The 18657-nt window shown below is 71.2% G+C and carries 18 protein-coding genes; 14 read left to right on the top strand and 4 right to left on the bottom strand.

The window, feature by feature from the left end; genetic code table 11:
* Nucleotides 1-20: 20 nt before the first annotated feature.
* Both IE250_RS22930 and IE250_RS22925 read right to left on the bottom strand, forming a co-directional pair.
* A complete protein-coding gene (locus tag IE250_RS22930; protein ID WP_189671646.1) occupies nucleotides 21-1610 on the bottom strand; it encodes an amino acid permease in 1590 nt (529 codons plus the stop codon).
* Nucleotides 1611-1627: 17 nt separating this feature from the next.
* Entirely contained in the window at nucleotides 1628-2983 is a 1356-nt protein-coding gene (locus tag IE250_RS22925) for an aspartate aminotransferase family protein (protein WP_189671645.1), read from the bottom strand.
* A 277-nt stretch (nucleotides 2984-3260) separates the two neighbouring features.
* On the opposite strand from IE250_RS22925, the gene IE250_RS22920 reads away from it, so the two are divergent.
* The 4 genes from IE250_RS22920 to IE250_RS22905 all read left to right on the top strand — a co-directional run bounded on the left by IE250_RS22920 (nucleotide 3261) and on the right by IE250_RS22905 (nucleotide 8077).
* Nucleotides 3261-4373 (top strand): phosphotransferase enzyme family protein, encoded by a 1113-nt coding sequence (locus IE250_RS22920; protein WP_189671644.1) that lies wholly within the window; start codon nucleotides 3261-3263, stop codon nucleotides 4371-4373.
* Nucleotides 4374-4477: 104 nt separating this feature from the next.
* Nucleotides 4478-5932 carry a serine hydrolase domain-containing protein gene (locus IE250_RS22915; protein ID WP_189671643.1) on the top strand — a complete coding sequence of 485 codons (1455 nt, stop codon included), beginning with the start codon at nucleotides 4478-4480 and terminating at the stop codon, nucleotides 5930-5932.
* Nucleotides 5933-6017: 85 nt separating this feature from the next.
* Nucleotides 6018-6938: an ABC transporter ATP-binding protein gene (locus IE250_RS22910; RefSeq protein WP_189671642.1), complete on the top strand. Its 921-nt coding sequence runs from the start codon at nucleotides 6018-6020 to the stop codon at nucleotides 6936-6938.
* On the top strand, nucleotides 6935-8077 hold the full coding sequence (locus IE250_RS22905) for an ABC transporter permease (protein WP_189671641.1): 1143 nt from the start codon (nucleotides 6935-6937) through the stop codon (nucleotides 8075-8077). The genes IE250_RS22910 and IE250_RS22905 overlap by 4 nt, the downstream gene beginning before the upstream one ends.
* A gap of 6 nt (nucleotides 8078-8083) precedes the next feature.
* Here IE250_RS22905 and IE250_RS22900 read toward each other — a convergent pair whose 3' ends face one another.
* Together IE250_RS22900 and recR are read right to left on the bottom strand one after the other, a co-directional pair.
* Nucleotides 8084-8653 (bottom strand): DUF5063 domain-containing protein, encoded by a 570-nt coding sequence (locus tag IE250_RS22900; protein WP_189671640.1) that lies wholly within the window; start codon nucleotides 8651-8653, stop codon nucleotides 8084-8086.
* Between the two features lie 11 nt (nucleotides 8654-8664).
* Nucleotides 8665-9270 (bottom strand): recombination mediator RecR, encoded by a 606-nt coding sequence (gene recR, locus IE250_RS22895; RefSeq protein WP_189671639.1) that lies wholly within the window; start codon nucleotides 9268-9270, stop codon nucleotides 8665-8667.
* Nucleotides 9271-9367: 97 nt separating this feature from the next.
* Between recR and IE250_RS22890 the strand changes: the two genes are divergently transcribed.
* The 10 genes from IE250_RS22890 to IE250_RS22845 all read left to right on the top strand — a co-directional run bounded on the left by IE250_RS22890 (nucleotide 9368) and on the right by IE250_RS22845 (nucleotide 18655).
* Entirely contained in the window at nucleotides 9368-10138 is a 771-nt protein-coding gene (locus tag IE250_RS22890) for a TSUP family transporter (RefSeq protein ID WP_189671638.1), read from the top strand.
* 168 nt (nucleotides 10139-10306) lie between these two features.
* Nucleotides 10307-11584, top strand: coding sequence for an aspartate kinase (locus IE250_RS22885; RefSeq protein ID WP_189671637.1), 1278 nt, complete (start codon nucleotides 10307-10309; stop codon nucleotides 11582-11584).
* A gap of 1 nt (nucleotide 11585) precedes the next feature.
* Nucleotides 11586-12701 (top strand): aspartate-semialdehyde dehydrogenase, encoded by a 1116-nt coding sequence (locus IE250_RS22880; protein WP_189671636.1) that lies wholly within the window; start codon nucleotides 11586-11588, stop codon nucleotides 12699-12701.
* A 163-nt stretch (nucleotides 12702-12864) separates the two neighbouring features.
* A complete protein-coding gene (locus IE250_RS22875; RefSeq protein ID WP_189671635.1) occupies nucleotides 12865-13254 on the top strand; it encodes a GntR family transcriptional regulator in 390 nt (129 codons plus the stop codon).
* Nucleotides 13254-14210, top strand: coding sequence for an ATP-binding cassette domain-containing protein (locus tag IE250_RS22870; protein ID WP_189671634.1), 957 nt, complete (start codon nucleotides 13254-13256; stop codon nucleotides 14208-14210). The genes IE250_RS22875 and IE250_RS22870 overlap by 1 nt, the downstream gene beginning before the upstream one ends.
* Nucleotides 14207-14959, top strand: a complete 753-nt coding sequence (locus IE250_RS22865) for a hypothetical protein (RefSeq protein ID WP_189671633.1) — start codon at nucleotides 14207-14209, stop codon at nucleotides 14957-14959. The genes IE250_RS22870 and IE250_RS22865 overlap by 4 nt, the downstream gene beginning before the upstream one ends.
* Nucleotides 14960-15028: 69 nt before the next feature.
* Entirely contained in the window at nucleotides 15029-15760 is a 732-nt protein-coding gene (locus tag IE250_RS22860) for a glutamine amidotransferase (RefSeq protein WP_189671632.1), read from the top strand.
* Between the two features lie 311 nt (nucleotides 15761-16071).
* Nucleotides 16072-17181, top strand: coding sequence for a 3-deoxy-7-phosphoheptulonate synthase (locus IE250_RS22855; RefSeq protein WP_189671631.1), 1110 nt, complete (start codon nucleotides 16072-16074; stop codon nucleotides 17179-17181).
* 138 nt (nucleotides 17182-17319) lie between these two features.
* Nucleotides 17320-17955 carry a hypothetical protein gene (locus IE250_RS22850; protein ID WP_189671630.1) on the top strand — a complete coding sequence of 212 codons (636 nt, stop codon included), beginning with the start codon at nucleotides 17320-17322 and terminating at the stop codon, nucleotides 17953-17955.
* A gap of 52 nt (nucleotides 17956-18007) precedes the next feature.
* Nucleotides 18008-18655, top strand: a complete 648-nt coding sequence (locus IE250_RS22845; protein WP_189671629.1) for a hypothetical protein — start codon at nucleotides 18008-18010, stop codon at nucleotides 18653-18655.
* Nucleotides 18656-18657: the final 2 nt, after the last annotated feature.

Raw genomic sequence — 18657 nt, 5'->3', positions numbered from 1 at the left:
ACCACCTGCAACGTCAGCCGTCAGGCGTCGGCCTTCTCCAGCGGTTCAGCGGCGTCGGGCCCGGGCTCCGTCACGGCGACCGGCTCGCCGGCCACGTCGGCACTGGAACCCGCCGAGAGTCCTCCCGACATCGCGTACTCCTCCTCGGGCGACAGCACCAGGCGCGTGCGTCCCACCAGCGCGAACAGCGCCAGCCCCACCACGAAGACGACCAGGAACGTCACCACCGCAACCTGGAACGCGCTGTTCAGCAGGATCCCGAGGAGTGCAGCTACCGAGATCACACCTGCGACCACCGCGCCCCAGACGCCCGTGGGGCTCTTGTAGGGGCGCACGGCGTCGGGGAACTTACGGCGCAGGATCACGAACGACACCATCTGCATCACGTACGCGATCACCGCGCCGAACACCGCGATGAAGAGGATCACGCCCGACGCCGCCCCCGCTGCGTCAGGGCTGACCGCCGGGACCACGAGGAGCACCAGCGTGAGGATCACGAATCCGATCACCGCGGTCGCGACCAGCGACACCCACGGCGTCTTGTGCTTGGCGCCGGTGAGCGACAGGAACGTGGGGTAGTAGCCGGCCCTGGAGAGCGAGTACATGTTGCGCCCGGCGGCGAACAGGATGCCCTGGAGCGAGGCGAACAGCGCCACCAGCGCGAGCAGGGCCAGCACGCCGGCCGCCTCCTCCGGGAGGAACGCGCGGAAGCCGGCCAGCAGCGGCTCGTCGCCGTCGCCGGGTGACACGGTGATGGCGGCGGTGCCCGTCACCGCGGGGTTGAGGAACAGCACGGCCACCCCGAAGATCGCGAGGGTGACGACGCCCCACACGGAGGCCCGGGGGATGTCGCGGGCCGGGTCGTGCGCCTCCTCGGCGGCGAGCGGCAGCTCCTCGATCCCGAGGAAGAACCAGATGGCGAACGGCAGGGCGTAGAGGATGCCGATCGTGCCGAACGGCATGAGCTCGGTACCGCCGTCGGCCGGCACCACGTCGTTCAGGCGGGAGAAGTCGACCGCCCCGGACGCGAGGGCGGCCACCGCGAAGAACGCCAGCACCACGAGCGAGATGACGGCGACCACCAGGGCCAGCCGGAAACCCACGCTCGCCCCGAGGGCGTTGATCGCCACGAAGGCCACGTACAGCACGATCCACCACACCCACTGCGGCAGCGACTGGCCGGTGAAGGCGCTCAGCGCGGAGTCCGCGTAGACACCGGAGAACCAGACGACGACGGCGGTGGTCACGACGTATTCGATGGTCTCGGCGAACCCGGTGACGAACCCGCCCCACGGCCCCATCGCGGCCCGCGCGAACGAGTACGCGCCGCCGGTGTGCGGCATGGCCGCGGACATCTCGCCGATCGAGAAGATCATCGTGAAGTACATGATCGTCACGAACACCATGGCGATGAGCATCGGGACCCAGCCCGTGGTGCCGAGGCCCACGTTCCAGCCCGAGAACTGGCCGGAGATCACCGCGGCGATCCCGATGCCCCACAGGCCCCAGAATCCGGCGCTGCGCCGCAGCTGCCGCTTCTCGAAGTACTGGCCGTCGGCCTGGGTGTAGGTGACGCCCGCGGCGCCGGGCGCCGTTCCGGTTGTTGCCATTCGGTCCTCCAGTGAGTTCAGTGGCCGAGCGCCGTGAGCGCGTCGGTGAAGCCGTCGATCAGGCGGTCGAGGTCCTGGTCGTCGAACACGAGGGGCGGGCGCAGCTTGAGCACGTTGCCGGGTCCGCAGACCGAGGTGAGGATCCGGCGCTCCCGCAGCGCCTCGACGACGTCGAGGGCGGCGGCGACGTCGGGCGCCTTGGTCTCCGGGTCCGCCACCATGTCGACGCCGACGTAGAGCCCCGCGCCGCGCACGTCGCCCACACGCGGGTGGTCCGCGGCGGCCTCGCGCAGGGCGGCGAGCATCCGGGCGCCGACGTCGGCGGCGTGATCCTGGAGCTTGTCCTCCTGCAGCACGTCCAGCACGGCCTGCGCTGCCGCCATCGACACGGGGTTGCCGCCGTAGGTGTTGAAGTACGGGATGTGGTCGCCGAACGAGGCCAGAACGTCGGTCTGCGCGGCCAGCGCGCTGACGGGGATACCCGCGGCCATCGGCTTGCCCAGGGTCACGATCTCGGGCACGACGCCGTGGCGGGCGAACCCCCACATCGCGTCGCCCGTGCGGCCGAAGCCCGGCTGCACCTCGTCGGCGATGAACACGCCGCCGGCGCGGCGCACCACCTCGATGGCGGGCGCGAGAAAACCTGCTGCGCCCGCTGGGTCGGGGAACACGCCGTCGGACGAGAAGATCGAGTCGGCGAGGAACGCGGCCACGCGCACGCCGCGCCGCTCGAGGTCGGCCACCTGCTGGGCCACCTGCTCGGCGAACCACCGCCCCAGGTCCTCGGCGGCGACGGGCGTCCGGTACGGGTCCGGTGCCGGGACGGTCCGCACGTCGAGCGCCAGCTCCTGCGCGGAGCCCAGGGCGGGCGACAGCGCCGACGTCAGCTCGGTGTTGCCGTGGTAGGCCTCGGCGCTGACGATGACGCCGGTGCCGCCCGTGTGCGCGCGGGCGACGCGGACGGCCAGGTCGTTGGCCTCCGACCCGGTGCACAGGTACATGACCCGGTCCACCTCGTCCGGCATCGTGCCCAGGAGCGCCTCGGAGTAGTCGACTATCCGCTCGTGCAGGTACCGCGTGTGCGTGTTGAGGGCCGCGGCCTGCTCCGCGATCGCCGCCACGACGCGCGGGTGGGCGTGGCCCACCGAGGCCACGTTGTTGTACACGTCGAGGTAGTCGTTGCCGTCCGCGTCGAAGACGTGGGCGCCGCTGCCGCGCACCAGGTGCACGGGCTCGCGGTAGAAGAGTCGGTAGGCGGAGCCGAGAACGCCCGACCGGCGGTCCACCAGCTCTGCGGTCCGCGGCGGCAGGCCGCCGGTGGGGTCACCGGGCCGGAAGGCATTGGTGTCCATGATCGTCGAACGGGTAACCACGGGCAGTGCTCCTCACGCTCGCGTCCCACCTCGCGTCCCAGGGAGGGATCCACGGCCGCCCGGCCGTCCGCAGGACGGTCCCATAGTGACGGCGGCGTGTAACCCCCGGCACAGCCTGGCGATGACGGTCTGGTAACCGTTCGGCGGGATACCCACCCGGCTTATTTCGCGCCGGTGACTTGCGTGAATTTCCCGTTGCGTCCCTTGTGTCCACGTCCCCCGCGGCGCACCATGGCAGCGGCCGCCCGCCTCCGCTCCCAGCCTGAGGAGCATCGACATGCCCGTCACCGCCGCAGCGCAGTCCGCATCCGGTCCGCAGCCACCCACGCCGTCGGCCTCGCTCGCCGCGTTCGACGCGCTGGTCCCCGGGGACCAGGCACCCGGCTGGCTCCGCGACGGCGTGGCCGCGTCCTGGCAGTTCGGGTCGGCCGCCGGCGGCGACGTCGCCATGCGCCTCATCACCGTCTCGGAGAACGCGACGTTCCTGGTGACAGCCGACGGCGACCCGGTCGCCGTCGTGCGGGTCGCCCGTCCCGGATACCTGGCCGGGGCGGACGCGTTCGAGTCGGAGGTCGCCTGGGTGGCGGCGCTCGCCGCCGACGGCGTCTGCCAGGTGCCGGCCGCGCTGCGAACCGGGTCCGGCACGTTCTGCGCGGCCCTGGCCGACGAGGCCGGTACCGACTGGTGGTGCGTCGCCTACGGCTACGTCACCGGGCGCATCCTGGAGGACCTCTTCAGCGACTCCGCCGCGGGTGCGGGCGCCGCCGACCCGACGTCGTACTACCGCGAGATCGGCGCCATCAACGCCCGGCTGCACGAGCACGCGCTCACCTGGGCCCCGCCCGCGGGGTTCGCCCGCCACTCGTGGGACGTCCCGGACATGCTCGGTCCGACGGCGCGCTGGGGACGCTGGGAGGACGCCGTCGACGGCGCGGAGCGCAGCCTGCTGGAGGAGGCCCAGGCGGCGGCGCTCGCGACCGTCGGCCGGGCCCCGCGCGACGCGGCCGCCTGGGGGCTGGTACATGCGGACCTGCGGCCGTCGAACATCATGATCCAGGGGGAGTCGCTGACCGTCATCGACTTCGACGACTGCGGCCACACCTGGTTCCAGTACGACTTCGCGGCCGCGCTGAGCTTCCTGGAGCACACGCCGGAGGCGCCCACGATGGCCCTGGAGTGGCTGGCGGGGTACACCTCTGTGCGGCCGCTGGCGCGGGACGCCGTCGAGCTCGGGTGCGCCCTGTCGATGGTGCGACGCCTGCAGATGCTCGGCTGGACCACGACCCACCGCGCCGACGCCCTGCCGCCGGACCTCTGGTCCGCGCAGGTGCCCGGCACGCTCGCCGTGGCCGAGTCCTATCTCCGCAACCCGACCTGGCTGCTGGACTGACCCCGACAACCGAGGGAGCCCCGACCGCATTACGGGCTCCGGTTTCGGCGCCGGACCAGGTGAGAAACAATGTCGCGTCGCCGAGCGAGAGGACGTGCCCGAGCATGTCGCGGATCCTGACCCGCTCCACCCCCCAGGCCGAGGGGGTCGATCCCGCAGCGGTGCGGCGTCTCGTCGACCACCTGGACCGTCTCGAGGACGTGCACAGCGTGATGGTGGTGCGGCACGGCAGCGTGATCGCCGAGACCTGGTGGTACCCGCACACGGCCGGTCGTCCGCACACCATGTTCTCGGTCAGCAAGAGCTTCACGTCGACGGCGGTCGGCATAGCGGTCCACGAGGGGCTCATCGCTCTGGACGACCACGTCGTCGACCTCCTGCCGGACGACGCCCCCGCCGACCCGAGCGACCATCTCCGCGCGATGCGCGTGCGCGACCTGCTGACCATGACGACGGGCCACAGCGCCTCCACCATGGAGGGCATCGACCGGACGATCTCCCTGCCCGGCTCGGGCTGGGCGCGCGCAATCCTGGCGGAGCCCGTGGAGCACGAGCCGGGCACGCAGTTCGTCTACAACACGGGCGCGACGTACCTGCTGTCCGCGATCCTGCACCGGCGGACGGGGCAGCGGCTGCTCGACTACCTGACGCCTCGCCTGCTGGAGCCGCTCGGCATCACGCACGCCGCGTGGGAGCAGGACCCGGACGGCATCGACGTGGGCGGTTTCGGGCTGTCGATCACCACTGAGGAGATGGCGGCGTTCGGCCAGCTCTACCTGCAGGGCGGCCTGTGGGAGGGTCAGCAGCTGGTCCCCGCGGAATGGGTGGCGGCGGCGACGGCGAAGCAGGTGCCGAACGGCACGGACGACTCGTCCGACTGGAACCAGGGCTATGGCTACCAGTTCTGGCAGTGCCGGCACGGCGCCTACCGGGCCGACGGTGCGTTCGGGCAGTACATAGTCGTCTGGCCCGAGAAGGACCTGGTGATCACCATGACGTCGGGCCTCTCCGACCTGCAGTCGGTGCTGGACGTGGTGTGGGACTCGCTGCTGCCCGACGACGCCTGGGTCGCCCCGGGCGCCGCCGAGGCGCCGATGCTCGGCCGGGCGGACACCGCCATCCCGTTCGAGCCGGCGCTGCGCACGCCGGCGGGGGCGGCGTCGACGCCGATCGAGGAGTCGCTGCGGGGCGTGACCTACGAGCTCGAGCCGAGCCAGTGCGACGTCAGCGCCCTGACCCTGGGCCGCGACGTGCACGGCCGGACCGAGGTGGCGTTCACGATCGGCGGGCTGGACCACTTCGTGCGGTTCGGGCACGGGGAGTGGAGCCAGGGCAGCTGCTCGCTCATGGGCGCTCCGGCCGACGTCGCGACCGCCGCGGCCTGGACCGACGAGTCGACGCTGCGCGGCCGGATGGTGTTTCTCGGCACGCCGTTCGAGTGGCGCGTGGCGCTGCGGTTCTCCGGCGACGGCGACGAGGTGGCGGTGCTGATCGACCAGAACGTGGCCTTCGGCGAGCGCGGCCTGCTGGACGTCACGGGCAAGGCGCGCCGAGGCTGACCTCCGGCGTCATCCCCTGGTCGTACGCCGGGTTCATCCCCTGGGTCGAGGGTTCAGGTCGGTCAGTCGCGCTAGTGTCCCGGGCATGACACCAGACGGTGGTATCCGTGCGCAGGGCGTGCGGCGTTCGTTCGGGCCGGTGCACGCCGTGGCCGACGTCGACCTGGTCGCCGCGCCAGGTCGAGTCACTGCGCTCATCGGGCCCAACGGGTCGGGCAAGACGACCCTCCTGCTCATGCTCGCGGGGCTCCTGACGCCCGACGCGGGCGTCATTCGCATCGCCGGGGCGGACCCGGTGGCCCAGAACTACGTGGCGCGCTCGCGGACCGGCTGGATGCCGGACGTGTTCGGCACGTGGGACTCCCTCACGGCGCGCGAGGTGCTGACCACGGTCGCGGCGGCGTACCGGATCGACGCGGCGGGCGGGCGGGCCCGCGCGAGCGAGCTGCTCGAGCTCGTGCACCTGTCCGAGCTCGCCGACCAGCCCGCGCACGTCCTGTCCCGCGGGCAGAAGCAGCGCCTCGGCCTGGCGCGCGCGCTGGTGCACGACCCCGACGTGCTGCTCCTCGACGAGCCCGCCTCCGGCCTGGACCCGCGCTCGCGCGTGGACCTGCGCGTGCTGGTCCGCCGGCTCGCGGCCGAGGGCAAGACGATCCTGGTCTCCTCGCACGTGCTCACCGAGCTCGACGAGATGGCCGACGACGCGGTGTTCATCTCGCGCGGGCGCACTGTCGCCACGCGGTCCGTGGCCGACGGCGACCGGCCGCGCGAGTGGCGCCTGACCGGGCTGGACCCCGAGGCCCTCGCGGCCTGGCTGGCCGAGAACGGCACGCCCCACCGCAAGGAGGCCGACGGCCCCGGCATGCTCGTCGAGCTGACCGGCGACGCCGCGGCCGCGGCGCTGCTGCGGTCCGCGATCGAGGCCGGTATCGACGTGTCGAGCATCGCCCCCGCGGGCGGCGTGCTGGAGCAGGCCTACCTGGCCCTGGAGGAGGAGCGACGATGAGCGTTGACGTGGAGGTCGTCGAGACGGCGCCGTCCGCCGGCGGAGCACCCGCCGGGCGTGGCGCCTGGTCACTGTCCTGGCACGGCCTGCGCACCGTGGCGGTGCTGGAGCTGCGGCAGCGGGTGCGGTCGACGCGGTGGAAGGCCGCGCTGATCGTGTGGTTCCTGGTGGTCGGGCTGGTCACGCTGCTCGCGACGGGCGCGTTCAGCATCCTGGCGGGCGACGAGATGGGCGGCGAGTCGTTCGGCGGGACGGTCTACAGCATCGTCGTCGGCTTCGTGCTGTTCCTCGGGCTGCTCGTGGCGCCGACCCTGTCGTCGGGCGCGATCAACGGCGACCGGAACGCCGGCACGCTCGCGACGCTGCAGGTCACCCTGCTGTCGCCGGCGGAGATCGTGCTCGGCAAGCTCGCCGCGTCCTGGATCGCTGCGCTCGCGTTCCTCGTGGCGAGCATCCCGTTCCTGGTGTGGGCGCTGGCCGGCGGCGGCGTGTACTGGCTGTCGCTGCTCACGACGGTGCTCATGCTGGCGCTGGTGCTCGGCGTCGTGTGCGCCATCGGGCTGGGCTTCTCGGCGCTGGTGGGCAAGACTTCCGGCTCGGCGGTGCTGACCTACCTGACCATCGGCGCGATCACCGCGGTCCTGCCGATCGTGTTCGGCCTGCTCGTGCCGGTGACCACCACCACGGAGACCGTGCGCGTGTGGGACATCGAGTCCGGGTACACCTGGGAGGAGACCAAGGCGCCCGACTGCGAGTGGCGAACGGTGGAGTACGAGGTGTGGCACAGCGAGCGCACCTGGTGGCTGCTGGCCCCGAACCCGTTCGTGGTGGTCGCCGACGCGCAGCCGCTCAACGGCGACCCGGACCAGCTCGCCGAGGACGGCAACATGCTCGCGATGCTGCAGTACGGCGTCCGGTACGCGCGGACCGGTGACACCGGGCCGTTCGACTGGTGCAGCGGTTACATGGGCGAGAGCGGGACGGACTCGCCCGTGGAGCCCGTCGAGGTCACCGACCAGCTCGTGTGGCCGTGGGGACTCGGCTTCGACCTGCTGCTCGGCGCGGGCGGCGTGGTCATCGCGGTGAACCGTCTGAAGGTCCCGACGGCGCAGCTCCCGAAGGGCACCCGCGTCGCCTGACCGGCGTCAGGAGTGGAGGGCGTCGTACTCCGCCTCGGCGGCTACGTCGTCCTCCACGTCCAGGCGCAGGTGCGCCAGCAGCACCTGCAGCACCCGCAGGGCCGACGCCGCGCGCTCGCCCCACAGCGAGAAGTAGGAGAACTGCCACCACCACAGGGCCTCGAGCTCGTGGCCGGTGTCGTAGTGCTGCAGGCCCTTGGCCATGGCCTCGGCGACGCACGCGAGGTCGCCGGACAGCGACGCCGCGCCGACGTCCTCGCCCAGCACAGGGTCCACGACCTCGGTGTAGTCGTCGAACCCGTCGAACATCTTGGACAGGGCCTCGCGCAGCGGGTCGAGGTCGGTGTCGGGGCCGGCGTCGGGCTCGTAGCGCTCCTTGGGCACCACGTCCACGATCGCGGCGAGCCGCGCCCCCGCCGCGAGCAGGTCGGACGTCGCGAGAGTGAGCAGCGAGAGCTCCGCCCCGGGCATCCCGCCGGACGCCACCTGGGTCACCGTGGACAGGAACGTGCGTGCCTGTGCGGACACCTGGTCTGCGACCTCACTGAGGTCCGAGCCGGGGGTTATCTCACTCATCGTGGTCCCACCTACTTGTCGTTGCCGATGACACGACGGCCTTCGAACGCGCGGCCGAGCGTCACTTCGTCCGCGTACTCCAAGTCTCCACCCACCGGCAGACCCGAGGCCAACCGCGAGACAGTGATTCCCATGTGGGCCATCAGTCGGGAAAGATAGGTCGCCGTGGCCTCTCCCTCGACGTTGGGGTCGGTGGCCAGGATGACCTCCTGCACCGTCCCGTCAGCGAGCCGGGCCAGGAGCTCGCTGATCCGCAGGTCGTCCGGCCCGATGTTCTCGATGGGATTGATGGCTCCGCCGAGCACGTGGTAGCGGCCGCGGAACTCCCGGGTGCGCTCGATCGCCACGACGTCCTTGGGCTCCTCCACGACGCAGATCACATCGTCGCTGCGCCGCGGGTCGAGGCAGATGCGGCAGCGCTCGGACTCCGCCACGTTGCCGCACAGCTCGCAGAACCGCACGCGCCGCTTCACCTCGGTGAGCGCGTCAACCAGCCGCTTGACCTCCTGGTTGTCGGTCGCGAGCAGGTGGAACGCGATGCGTTGCGCGCTCTTGGGCCCGACGCCGGGAAGCCGGCCGAGCTCGTCGATCAGGTCTTGGACCGCGCCTTCGTACACAAGAGGTCAGCCTACGGGTCGGCACTGACACCCGGGCTGTCCGGCGTCCTGCGGCGGCACGTGCCCCGCGGTGCCGCGATATAGGCACAATGCACCCGTGCCCGAACTCGATGTCCTCACCATCGTCCTGCTCCTGCTCGCCGGCCTCGCCGCGGGCTGGGTCGACGCCGTGGTCGGCGGGGGCGGCCTGATCCAGCTGCCCGCACTGCTGCTCGTCCCCGGGATCAGCCCCGTGCAGGCCCTGGCGACCAACAAGCTCGGCAGCATCATGGGCACCTCCACCAGCGCGATCACCTTCTACCGGCGGGTCCAGCCGGACCTGCGCACCGCGGGCCCGATGGCGCTGGCAGCCCTGGCGGGCGCGTTCGGCGGCGCCATCGGCGCCTCACACATCCCGGACCAGCTGTTCAAGCCGATCATCCTCGTGGTGCTCGTCGGCGTGCTGACCTGGACGCTGCTCAAGCCGAACGTCGGCCAGCACGACAACCTGCGCTGGGTCGGCAACGGGCACAAGCGGATCGCTGCCCTGATCGGCCTGCTCATCGGCGCCTACGACGGGCTGCTCGGCCCGGGCACGGGCACGTTCCTGGTCATCAGCCTCGTGAGCGCCCTCGGCTACTCGTTCCTCCCGGCGTCGGCCATCGCCAAGATCGTGAACTTCGCGACCAACCTCGGCGCGCTGATCTTCTTCGTCCCGAGCGGAGCCGTCATCTGGGCCCTCGGCCTCGGGCTGGGCGCGGCCAACCTGGTCGGCGCCTACATCGGCGCGCGGATGGCGGTGGCCAAGGGCTCGAAGTTCGTGCGCATCGTCTTCGTCGTCGTGGTGGGCGCCCTGATCGCCCGCCTGGCCTGGGACGTCTTCGCCTGACGTCGCCGGCTGACGTTGCCGCCCGACGCCGTTCTGAGGGGGCCGTTCGTCCCGCACGGTGAACGCCACAGCCACGCCCGCGCCCGGCGTCGTACGATCGAGCCGCAAACCCAAAGCACCCGGCGGGCCGTTGAGAGAGACGGAGGCCGGCTACAGAAGGCAGGCAGCATGGCACTCGTCGTGCAGAAGTACGGTGGATCCTCGGTCGGGGACGCGCGCAGCGTGAAGCGCGTCGCGAAGCGGATCGCCGAAGCGAAGCGAGCGGGCAACGACGTGGTCGTCGTGGTGAGCGCCATGGGCGACACCACCGACGAGCTCCTCGACCTCGCCCAGCAGATCACCCCGCTCCCGCCCCAGCGAGAGCTCGACATCCTCCTCACCGCGGGCGAGCGCATCTCCATGGCGCTCCTGGCGATGGCGATCAACAACCTGGGCGTGAAGGCCAAGTCCTACACGGGCCAGCAGGCGGGCGTCATCACCGACGCCGTGCACGGGCGGGCGCGGATCGTCGACGTCGTGCCGCACCGCATCCGCGAGACGCTGAACAAGGGGCAGGTCGCCATCGTGGCCGGCTTCCAGGGCGTCACCGAGTCAACCAACGACGTCACCACCCTCGGCCGCGGAGGCTCGGACACGACCGCCGTGGCGCTCGCGGCGGGCCTGGGCGCCGACGTCTGCGAGATCTATACCGACGTGGACGGCGTGTTCACCGCCGACCCGCGCATCGTCCCCGCCGCACGGAAGATCGACCGGGTCTCCTACGAGGAGATGCTGGAGCTCGCGGCCTGCGGCGCAAAGGTGCTGGCGCTGCGCAGCGTGGAGTACGCGCGCCGGTACAACGTTCCGGTGCACGTCCGGAGCTCGTTCAGCGCCCACGACGGCACGCGCGTGGTCGCGGCCGACCTGATGTCGAAGGAGAATGCCATGGAAGCCCCGATCATCTCCGGTGTCGCGCACGACCGGTCCGAGTCCAAGATCACCGTGATCGGTGTGCCGGACGTTCCCGGCATGGCCGCCCGCATCTTCGAGGTGGTGGCCGGCGCGGGCGCGAACATCGACATGATCGTGCAGAACGTGTCGGCCGCGGCCACGGGCCTCACCGACATCTCGTTCACGCTGCCCGACGGCGACGGCCCCGCCACCATGGCCGCCCTCACCGCGGTGCAGGGCGAGCTGGCCTTCGACTCGCTGCAGTTCGACGACCAGATCGGCAAGCTGTCGCTCGTCGGTGCCGGCATGAAGTCGCACCCGGGCGTCTCGGCGCGGCTCTTCGGCGCGCTGCGGGACGCGGGCATCAACATCGAGATGATCTCCACCTCGGAGATCCGGATCTCGGTGGTGACCCGTGCCGACTCGCTGGACGACGCGGTGCGCGCCGTGCACACCGCGTTCGAGCTCGACGTGTCCGACGGCGAGGCCGTCGTCTACGCAGGAACGGGGCGCTGACATGGTCGCCATCTCTGATCAGGGCGTGCACCTCGCCGTCGTCGGCGCGACCGGCCAGGTGGGCGGCGTGATGCGCCGCCTGCTGGAGGAGCGGGGCTTCCCCGTGGCGTCGATCCGGTTCTTCGCGTCGGCCCGCTCGGCGGGCACCACCCTCCCGTTCGCCGGGGTGGACGTCCCCGTGGAGGACGTCGCGGCGACCTCGACCGACGACCTCGCCGACCTCGACATCGCGCTCTTTTCCGCCGGGGGCGGCACGTCGCGCGAGCACGCGCCGCGGTTCGCCGAGGCGGGAGCCATCGTGGTCGACAACTCGTCGGCGTGGCGGCGCGACCCGGAGGTCCCGCTGGTCGTCTCCGAGGTGAACCCGGAGGCGATCGCGGAGGCCGTCAAGGGCATCGTGGCCAACCCGAACTGCACCACCATGGCCGCGATGCCGGTGCTCTCCCCGCTGGCGCAGGCCGCGGGGCTGGAGCGGTTGCGCGTGGCGACGTACCAGGCCGTGTCCGGCTCGGGCCTGTCCGGCGTGGCCGAGCTGGCCGGCCAGGTGCACGCCGCCGTCGGGCAGGAGATCGAGGGTCTGGTGCACGACGGCGGGTCCGTTGACCTGCCCGACCCCAAGGTCTACGTGGCGCCCATCGCGTTCAACGTGCTGCCGCTGGCCGGCAACCTGGTCGACGACGGCTCGGGCGAGACCGACGAGGAGCAGAAGCTCCGCAACGAGTCGCGCAAGATCCTCGGCCTGCCCGACCTGGCCGTGGCCGGCACCTGCGTGCGCGTGCCCGTGTTCACCGGGCACTCGCTGTCGATCCACGCGGAGTTCGGGCGACCCATCACGCCGGACGAGGCCCGCAAGCTGCTGGCCGACGCCCCCGGCGTCCAGCTGGCCGACGTCCCGACCCCGCTCGCGGCGGCCGGCGTCGACCCGTCCCTGGTGGGCCGCATCCGCACCGACCAGTCGGTCCCGGACGGGCGCGGCCTGGTCATGTTCGTCAGCAACGACAACCTCCGCAAGGGCGCAGCCCTGAACGCCATCCAGATCGCGGAGCTGATAGCGGCCGACCTGGCGGAGCTCGAGGCACTGGACGCCGCGGAGGCCTCCGAGGCAGGGGAGTCCTGACCCGCCCGAGGTGACAGGACCGCCCGAGAGGGGCGGGGCAGTGTGTGCACATCCGTGCACACGCTGCCCCGCCCCTCTCGTCGTTCCGCAAAGGGCTTGCGCATCACCGAACCTCTGTGGTTCAGTAGTCCAGTAATGAACCCTTGAACGTCAGGACCGACACATGTTCGACGGACCCGAGCCGATATACGTGCAGATCGCAACGTGGATCCGCGCCCAGGTGCTCTCCGGCGAGCTCGGCGAGGAGGAGCAGGTCATGTCCACCACGCAGTTCGCGACGACCTTCCGGATCAACCCCGCGACGGCCGCCAAGGCGTTCTCCGGGCTGGTCGAGGAGGGCGTGCTGTACAAGCGCCGCGGCCTGGGCATGTTCGTCGCGCCCGGGGCCCGCCAGAAGCTGCTCGCCGACCACCGGAAGCGCTACTTCGAGGAGGTCCTCGACCCGGCGCTGACCCAGGCCGACATCCTCGACATCCCAGTCGCCGACATCGTCGACTACGTGCTCGGCCGCACCCCTCGCTCCGGCGGCGGTGCCGCCACGAAGGAGAAGTGATGAGTATCGCCCCGTTCGGCGCCGCGCTGGACTCCGTCGCCGTGCACTACCCCACATCGTGGCGGATGACGCAGCAGGGCACCGTCGCGAGGGAGACGGGCGGCACAGCACTCGACGGTGCGACGTGCACGTTCCCCGCTGGTGCCATCACCGGCCTGCTCGGCCGGAACGGCGCCGGCAAGACGACCATGATCGGCCTGCTGGCCGGGTTCCGGCGGCCCACCTCCGGCACGGTCCGCGTGGGCCCGGAGGGCTACGAGCGGGACCCGTGGGAGAACCCGGCGATCGTGTCGGGCGTGCAGGTCGTCCGCGAGAGCGGCGACGTCATGCCCGACGAGAAGGTCGGCGTCACGCTCAGGCACTACGGGGCCGTGCGGCCCGAGTGGGACGCCGACTACGCGGAGCGGCTGCTCGACCTGTTCGAGGTCGACACCCGGAAGAACCCGGCGAGCCTGTCGCGCGGGAAGCGGTCGGCACTCGGCGCCACGATCGGCCTGGCGTCGCGCGCCCCGCTGACGATCTTCGACGAGGTGTACCTCGGCATGGACGCGCCGACGCGGTACGCGTTCTACGACGAGCTGCTCAAGGACTACGCGGAGCACCCGCGCACGATCATCCTGTCCAGCCACCTGGTGGGGGAGACCGAGCGGCTCTTCGAGCACGTAGTGGTCGTCGACCGCGGTCGGGTGCTTCTCGCCGAGCCGGCCGAGGACATGCGGGCCCGGGGAACGAGCCTCACGGGGAACGCCACCGCCGTCGACCACCTTGCCGCCGGGCACCGGCTGCTGCACCGCCAGGAGCTGGGCCCCACCGTCATGGTCACTGTCGAGGGCTCGCTCGCCGAGCAGGAGGCGGCCGAGGCCGCCGACTCCGGCGTCCAGGTCGGATCGGTCCCGCTGCAGGACCTGTTCGTCCACCTCACCAGCACCACCGCACAGAAGGAGAGCGAGCGATGAGCGTCGCCGGCAACCTCGAGGAACGCGGGCGTCTTGCCCGACGCCGCTCCACGCGCGCGGCCGAGAACGTGCTCACGAACGGCATGCTGGTCGTCGGCGCCTGGTTCTGGGGCACGATCATCCTGACCAGCGTGGTGATCGCCGCGGTCCAGGGCTGGTTCGGCGGCCTGGACGGCGGCACGCTGCAGTACACCCTCGGCTCCGCGCGCTGGTTCATGTTCTCGTTGGGCCTGATCCTCGCCACCACGACGCTGCCCATGCACCTCGCCGCCGGGGGCACCCGGCGCTCGTTCGTGGACGGGCTGATCCGGAGCTCGGTGTTCGTGGGGCTCGCGACCGGGATCGTGACGGCCGTGCTGCTGCTGATCGAGGAGCTGGCCTGGGGCGCGATCGGCTGGGACTGGCAGTTCAGCCAGGGGCTGGTGCCCGAGGGCAGCTTCGCGGTCACCGCCGCGAGCGAGACCCTCGTGATCGCCACCTACATCCTCATCGGGGCGATGCTCCCGGCGGGCTACCAGCGGTTCGGGGCGTGGGGCGGCAGCCTCTGGGTCCTGGCACTGCTGTTCCTCGTCATCTTCGTGGACTGGGCGGTGCACACCGGCTACGTCTTCGGCTGGGACACCCTGGCCGACGCCGGCCCCGGTAGAACGCTCCTCGGTCTCGGCGGTGGCGTCCTGGCCGTGGCGATCGCGTCGTTCGGCGTCGACCGCCTGTACCGCGGGGTGTCCCTGCGGTCGACGATCGGCTGAGCGCACCATTCGATCAGGAGCCCCGCTCCTGGAGCCCCCGGACCCCCTGAATTCACCTACGCTCTTGTCATGAAGCCGTTCTTGTTGCTGGCGACGCGCGCCGAGGACCTCGCCGCGGACGGCGAGTACACGGCGTTCTGCCAGTACGGCGGGCTCGAGCCGGAGCAGCTGCACCGGGTGCGCCTCGAGCGCGACCCGCTGCCGCCCGTGAACCTCGACGACTACTCGGGCGTCATGGTGGGCGGTGGGCCGTTCAACTCCTCGACCCCACCGGAGCAGAAGGGTCCCGTGCAGCGGCGCGTCGAGGCGGAGCTCGCGGCCCTGCTCGACGAGATCGTGGCGCGCGACTTCCCGTTCCTGGGCGCCTGCTACGGGGTCGGCACGCTGGGCGCGCACCAGGGGGCGGTGATCGACGGGACGCACGCGGAGCGGCCGGGCCCCGTCATGGTGGAGCTGACGCCGGACGCGGCGTCGGACCCGCTGCTGGCAGGGCTGCCGCAGGCCTTCCCGGCCTACGTGGGCCACAAGGAGGCCGTGCGCAAGCTGCCCGACAACGCGGTGCTGCTCGCCTCGTCGGCCGACTGCCCGGTGCAGATGTTCCGGATCAAGGAGAACCTGTACGCCACGCAGTTCCACCCCGAGCTGGACATGGTGGGAATGGTGCAGCGGGTTGTCGTCTACCGGGGCTACGGCTACTTTCCGCCCGAGGAGGCGGAGCTCGTGCAGGAGCGGGTGGTCGCCGTGACGGTCACCGAGCCGATGCGCATCCTGCGGGCGTTCGTGGAGCGTTACGCACGGTAGTGCAGGTTGCGGGCTGCTGGGCAGCGACGGAGTGTGATCGACCGCATCCTGGAACCCGGTAGACAGGCGGCTGGCCTGCGGCTACCGTCTTGGCCGTGGACATTCGTTGGTATTGGCGCTTTACGTCGGCTCCCGGTGGAGCTCGGCGGGCGCACGCCTGACCAACCTTCCACCCGGAGCCAGGGCCTGGGACGCCGATCGCGTCCAGGCCCTTCGTCTTGACCGAGACGGGCCGCTCCGGACCAGGAGTCGGTGGCGGGCCGTCCGGTTCCTCGAACCAGTGACCTCGCCAACCAGGAGCCCCGATTCCGATGAGCATCACCCCCGCGGAACCCAGCACCGAGGTATCCGACCTCGGTACCCGCACCTCCGACCTGCGCATTCGCGCTCTCGACCCGCTGCCCGCCCCGAACAGCCTGCTGGAGTCGATGCCGCTCGGCACCGCCCGTAGCGACCTCGTCACGACGTCCCGCCGCGAGGTGCGCGACGTCCTGACCGGTGAGGACGACCGCCTGCTGACGATCGTCGGCCCGTGCTCTGTGCACGACCCGGTCGCCGCGCTCGACTACGCCGCCCGGCTCGCCACGCTCCGGCGCGAGCTGTCCGACGACCTCGTCGTCGTGATGCGGGTGTACTTCGAGAAGCCGCGCACCACCGTGGGCTGGAAGGGTCTCATCAACGACCCGCACCTGGACGGTTCGCACGACGTGCGGCTCGGCCTGAACCTCGCCCGCGAGGTGCTGCTGGGGGTGCTCGACGCCGGAGTGCCCGCCGGGGCCGAGTTCCTCGAGCCCACCAGCCCGCAGTACATCGCCGACGCCGTGACCTGGGGCGCGATCGGTGCCCGCAACGTGGAGTCGCAGGTGCACCGGCAGCTCGCCTCGGGCCTGTCGATGCCCGTCGGGTTCAAGAACGCGACTGACGGCGACGTCCAGATCGCCGTGGACGGCTGCATCACCGCCGCGAGCGAGCACACCTTCTTCGGTGCCGACGGCGAGGGCCGTGCCGCCGCCGTCGAGACCACCGGTAACCCGGACTGCCACGTGATCCTGCGCGGCGGGCGCTCCGGCCCCAACTACTCGACCGAGGACGTCGCCGAGGCCCTGCGCGTGGCGCGCACCTCCGGGCTGGGCGGCGCCGTCGAGAACGGCGTGATCGTGGACGCGAGCCACGGCAACTCGGGCAAGGACCACGTGCGCCAGGCCGGCGTCGTGCACGAGATCGCCAACCGCATCGCCGACGGCGAGCGCGGCATCACGGGCCTCATGATGGAGAGCTTCATCGAGGCCGGCGCGCAGAAGCCCGGCCCGCTGTCCGAGCTCACCTACGGCCAGTCGGTCACCGACAAGTGCATGGACTGGGACACCACCGAGGACCTGCTCCGCGAGCTGGCCAAGTCGGTCCGCGAGCGGCGCGGCTGAGTCCGGTCCGCGCTGCTTGAGCTTCGCCCCTGCGCTGGTCGAGCTTGCCGAGTCCTGTTCGACAAGCTCGACCGCCGAGGCCGAGCAGAAGGCCGACTTTCGTGGCTTGTTACCGCGCAGAGGCCATAACCTCCGCGCATGACGAGCGTCGAAGCGGTGGACCCGGCCGAAGGCACGGAGACAGAGTCGCCGCGCCGGCGCCGCGGGAGCCGGATTGCTGTCACGGTGATCGTGGCGCTGCTCGTCGGCATTGGCGTATGGCAGGGCGTGGCCCGCGTCGGGCGGATCGAGACGGGCTCCTCCGGTATGTCCTCCGGTCTCGGGCGACCGCCCTGCATGCCCCGCTGCGACTTCTATGCGGCGTTCGACGAGACCGAGGACGTCGTGGTGGCGCATGAGGTGAGCAACCCGTCCCTGTGGCCTGTCACAGTGATCAGCACGGATCCCGAGGCGTACCGGTTCGAGCCCTTGGACGACGATCCGGCGCAGGACATCTCTTTCGTCGACAGCCACATCGGCTGTGTTCCCCAAGGGACCCAGAGCGCCGTCGTCGTCCCGCCGGGTCGCTCTGTAGCCATGTGGGTCGTCAACCCGCAGGGCGGCACGAAAATGGGTCCAGACGGTTGGCGCTTGTTCGACGGTGCACGCCTGAGGGTCCGGTCGCTGGGCGTCGAGCGCGATGTCTTCGTGCCGCACCCCGGGACGCTCTATGTGGACGGCTCCCGGGGCAGCGAGGAGTTCACCAATGCTCTGGAAGGCGTGTGCAAGGACTGAGTGGCAAGCCGCCATTCCGTGGACGCCTGGCGCGCCGGGGCCCTAGCCTCGCATGATCAGCGTCGAGGCAGTGGAGTCGGCCGAGGCCGCGGAGGCAAAGAAGCTGAGAATTTGGCGGGGCACCCGGATCGCGGGCGCCGCGGTGGTCGTGGCTTTGATCGCAGGTGTCGTCGCCTGGCAGGTTGCGGCACGCACGGCGGGTGTGGAACGGGGTTCGTTCAGTACCAGCGGGGCTGGTACGACTCTCCCGGACTGCGTCCCCGGCGACAGCATCTGGGCGATGTTCGGCGGAGAAGAGGACGTCGTGGTCGTGCAGACGGTTCGCAACCCGTCGCAGTGGCCCGTCATGGTGATCAGCACGGATCCGGAGGTATACCGGTTCGAGCCGATGGCTGACGATTGGCGGGGCGACTACACGTTGGTCAGCGACCCCGCTGAAGGCGCACCGGACCGCGCCGACACCTCCGAGCGGGTTGTCATTCCGCCGGACCGTGAGGCGGCCATGTGGATCGTCAATCCGCAGGGCGACGTGCCATTGTGGGACGGAGGCTGGTATGGCTACTCGGACGCACCGCTGAGGATCCGGTCCCTCGGTGTCGAGCGCGACGTCCGCATGCCTTACCACGGGATGATCTACGTGAGCGGCAAGGAAGGCATCGGTCGCCTTGGCAAGGCCATGCAGGAGGCATGCGATGCCTGAAC

It is taken from the genome of Promicromonospora soli (genome assembly GCF_014653785.1).
In the GTDB taxonomy this organism is placed as follows: Bacteria; Actinomycetota; Actinomycetes; order Actinomycetales; family Cellulomonadaceae; genus Promicromonospora; species Promicromonospora soli.
This window is presented reverse-complemented; position numbering and strand designations above follow the sequence as displayed.